The 4,353-nt window shown below is 34.6% G+C and carries 3 protein-coding genes and 1 pseudogene; all 4 read right to left on the reverse strand.

The window, feature by feature from the left end; all coding sequences use genetic code 11:
• The coding region (locus tag V6U76_RS04635; protein ID WP_333023934.1) for a tail protein X at positions 1-140 on the reverse strand (140 nt) is incomplete at its 3' end.
• 65 nt (positions 141-205) lie between these two features.
• Positions 206-1,747, reverse strand: a complete 1,542-nt coding sequence (locus tag V6U76_RS04640) for a DUF2339 domain-containing protein (protein WP_333023931.1) — start codon at positions 1,745-1,747, stop codon at positions 206-208.
• Between the two features lie 38 nt (positions 1,748-1,785).
• On the reverse strand, positions 1,786-2,781 hold the full coding sequence (locus tag V6U76_RS04645) for a DUF2339 domain-containing protein (protein WP_333023933.1): 996 nt from the start codon (positions 2,779-2,781) through the stop codon (positions 1,786-1,788).
• A gap of 233 nt (positions 2,782-3,014) precedes the next feature.
• A pseudogene (locus V6U76_RS04650) lies at positions 3,015-3,382 on the reverse strand (phage major tail tube protein); the annotation flags it as partial.
• Between the last annotated feature and the right edge of the window lie 971 nt (positions 3,383-4,353).

The following is a 4,353-nucleotide window of genomic DNA, read 5'->3' on the forward strand; positions in this document are numbered from 1 at the left end:
AATTTCCTATCTTTTCTACTCTCATCTCTTACTCCTTGAAATCCAAAAAGCCTTCTATTTCCTATACTTCCTTCAGTAAATCCATAGTGCTTCCAGCAAATCAGATCTAACATTTCATTTTCTATATCATAAGTAGTCATGAATAACGCTTTAAACTCAAATAAAATTCAACCTTTTTTGGTAGTCCGTTAGGTAAAAAATATGTTTATTTTTCTGATTTTCTAAAATTCTCCAGATAATCACATTTACCGAACACAAACTTTGTATAGAGCCAGCTTAAACTGAGTAAGCTTATGCCAAGACCAAAGAAAGAAAATACACGAAATAGCTCTGTGAGTGCCGATGCATCGTAGAGGAACACTTTTCCAACTGTTAGAAGTATAACTATGAGTGATGCAATGCGGATTATTTTATCTTTACGCAGCACTCCTATAAACAACAAAGCAAGACAAAAAAGCAGCCATGCTATAAAATAAGCGTAAATTTCTGCATTGCTGATTTCGTGGCCATTAAGATACGTTCCATGAAATATTTGACGCACATTCAGTGATATCAACATAAAGGAAAGAAATAGAATAAAACTGTATCCGTATTTACTCCACTCTGTTTTACCGATATGAGGCAATTCGAATATGGTTCTCAATGTCCATAGAATTGGTAACCCGTAAGTAAACAATAAAGCATTAAATATAGGTAATGTACCTATAGCTTGTGATGACCAGAGTGGGTTATAGATAATGCAGTCAAAATAGCATACACGAAATATTGCAATTCCAGAAAGTACAAGACCACTTAATGATACAGCTCGTCTTGTAAAATACCTGCCAATCCATAAACACACTAGCCCATATATAAACAGGATGTTAGTTATAACACTGCATTCGATAAACCCTGCCTTAACAAACAGAATGTCTTCATCAATATGAAAGGCATGATGAGTGAGATAATATCCCATTATGCCAACAAGTGCAATAGCTGCAGTTTCAAGAAAATTAACAAGCTTATCATCTTTTTGCTTACGTAATAAGTAGCTTCCTATAACAAAAAATAAAGCAGGCAATCCTAATTGAAAGATTGGCCAATTTACAATTGGAACACTATTCTGTAAAACGAGTCTAGCCTCTATTAAACTATAAACTGTAAGTTGTACTAACAAAAGAAATTGTGGAATTAAGAGAAATCCAAAGACACAAGCCAAAATGGCAGCAATACATCTTAAAGCTTTTACATTGATTTTTGTATTTATCCACGTAATCGCAAAAAACTGTGCTGCAAAAGCCACTGACAAAAATTCTCGTGGTAATTCAATACTAAGTGCTATTGATAAAAAAGCAGTACCCATTCCAGAGTAAATTGCCATCAGGTGTTGTTTTTGTGGATGGCTTTCTTCTACTTCCTTTAAGATGTTTTGTAGTGCATACGTACTAAATCCAGCAAAAGCAAGCGCAAGAATACCCCAGAATAGTGAAATACTAGATACCAATTCTGTATTTTGTATCTTGTAATAACCAAGAAAATAATAGCCAATGCTTGCTGCTGCCACAAGACTAGCCCAAATCAAAGGTTTTTCACTACGTGATTGTAACAAATAGCCACTAGCAATATATAATATGCCAAACACGCTGATAGTTAAGACAAAAGCATTTGCATCAGTGACATTCCATGCAATCAGCATGACAGCATTTACTACCATCGATAACCCTGGTACAAAGCCATAAAGATTTGGATTGAAGTATGCCAATCCCACCACACCTAATGATAATATGCAAAACAATCCCCACTCTATTAATCCAAATCCTGCGCAAGCAGCAACTTTCCTGTAAGCAGCAATACACCTCCAAGAGTCAAATAATTGAGTACAGATGTCACTTTATACAAATCTGTAATATCGACTATATCTTGACTATGTTGTTGTTTTGAGATGATAACTACAGTTGTACTCACTGCCATTAGAAATAAGCCAAGCCAGATAGTGTCGCTTGGAATAAAGTTACTGCCAAAGAGCCATATACAAACCCATAAGAATGAACCAAGCACAGTTGGTATTGCAATCAACCACCAGCATTGCTTACGAATCACCATCATCAATCCAGTAACCACGAAATATAGATAGATAAATAAGATAGGTGATTGTGGGTTTTGAGACCCAACCATTGCAGGAGTTAGAAATCCACCGATTAAGCCTAACAAGGCAATGGGCATTCCATGTCTGATAGATAATATTACTGCTGTAGCTGTTACAGTTGCCATCCCTACAAAACCAATAAAAGTATGTATCAAATCATAAATGCTAGTAGCCGCAAAAATACAAAAATATAAATCAGCAATACCAGCACCAGAGAGTGCCTGGGCAATTCGTATACCGTTGGCAAATTGAGGCTTACTGCGTACCAAATTTGCAGAGTAAAGCAACAAGCAACCGAATATTAGACCAAGCACAATGCGTACAGTCTCATTGAGCAATCCAGTTTCAATAGAATACTTGATCATAAAGAAACCTGCCAGTGCTAGGGCAATCCCACCTATCCAAACAGAAAAACTAGCGCCGAATTGTTGTTCAAAGCTGATATTTTTTTGTTTATTAGGTACTTGTTTTTTAGAGCATGCAGCAAATTGCTTTGATTTTACTTCTTGAGTAATTTGATCTGGAATAGATTTTTTACTGGATGGCTGAACATATTGTGTTTGCTGATGTGCGTCAGATTGTACTTTGGTATCAAGTGAAAGCTCCATACCATCCTGCTTCAAGAAGGCAGAAATTTTTTGAATCTGGTTTTTCAAACTATTTATCTCAGATTTTAAAATATGAATATGACTGATGTTAACTAAAGGTAGAACTACACATGTAAAAAATAAAGTTATTAGAATTACAATTATCAAAGTGTAAAGCATAGAGTTAACCTTAACTTCTATCAAAAATGAAAAAGCATTTTGACATAATTTAATTAATTATTGATTAAGAATACATACCATATTGTTTGCATATATTCTCCTTAAAAAAATAAAATTTCAAATTAGATTCCGAGTACCGTCTGCAATAAAGCCACCTGATCAACACCGTTTATCTTTCGAATCATATTTTCAGAATTAATTTCGATAAGCTCCTTACCACTAATGGTGGTTTATAATAATGAGCAGCGACAGTACATTTGAGTGTTGCTTTTTCGCCAGATTTCCAATTACTAAAGTCAAATTCCCTGAATATTCCCCTGAGATTAATGATTACTCATTCGATAGTATTGTTACCACTGCCTTGAAGACCGCCTCGAAGTGCCAGAGATACTGAATGACCATCTATAAGACCAAAAAGCCTAAAGAGTTCTGTATCATATTCACTAAAAGTAAATTCAGCTTCCAATTTCTCCATTCCCATATCAAAGTCATAAGTTTAAAAGCATGAGATATGAAGAAAGTAGGAAGTTAGATGAAGAGAAATTCCGTCGGCTAACAGGAAGGTAACTTTCAACATGATGGTAGAAATTTTGGATGAAGAAGCTAGCTAGGCAAAAAAAAACAAAGAGTGTGTGTAAAGCAAGTTCTGTATAGAAGATAGGCATGGCATTAGTCAGATATAATGACGTAAATCTATGGAGTGAGCGGAAAGTACGACCTATAAGTCGATTGAAGATACATTACCATGAATTTTGCTTTCCCAGGTAAAAAGAACTTCTAAAAACTGATATGTGTTTTAGTGTCCCCCCTTCATGTATTGTAAAAACCCCTCGCCTTGAGGCGAAGATGCGTATGCAACGTTATGGGTATACTATAAGTACGATATGAAAGTACACTTGGTATTGATTCCAAAATACAGTAAAAGGGTTTTTCTTCGCCATGTTGCTGTAGGATCAGAGAGTTGCTAAGCTATGGAAAATTAGATATCTCTGGTAAAGTTGCAGTTGATCATGTTCATTTCATACATGCGAGTAAGTCACAAAGCTTTTAAAGGGTTCGTTTGCTCATGCAAGATTTTGCTAGCTTACGCAAACAATTTTGGGGAAGACATCTTGGGCAAGAAGTTATTTAGCTCTGACAGATGAGGCAATACATATATCAAAGAGGTGAGCCACTTCATCAAATTGATTAAAATTTACCTTGTAGGTGATGGTTGTTATTTAATTTCTTATTCGTAACATTAACATATATTCTGAAATATAATTTGAAATTCATCTTGCTTCTTACGTGTTTATCTTTACTAGCTAATTTACTACCTTATGTCACTAATTTTAATAATATCTTAAATTTTGTATACTATCATTTTAAGTTTTTTCAATCAAACAATCAATTTCTGTTCTTTACAATTCAATGAGAAAGTATCAGAATAAAATGTGTTTCTCTTTCTCCATTTTTATTAAG

Source organism: Wolbachia endosymbiont of Pentidionis agamae, assembly GCF_036711655.1.
In the GTDB taxonomy this organism is placed as follows: Bacteria; Pseudomonadota; Alphaproteobacteria; order Rickettsiales; family Anaplasmataceae; genus JAZHPY01.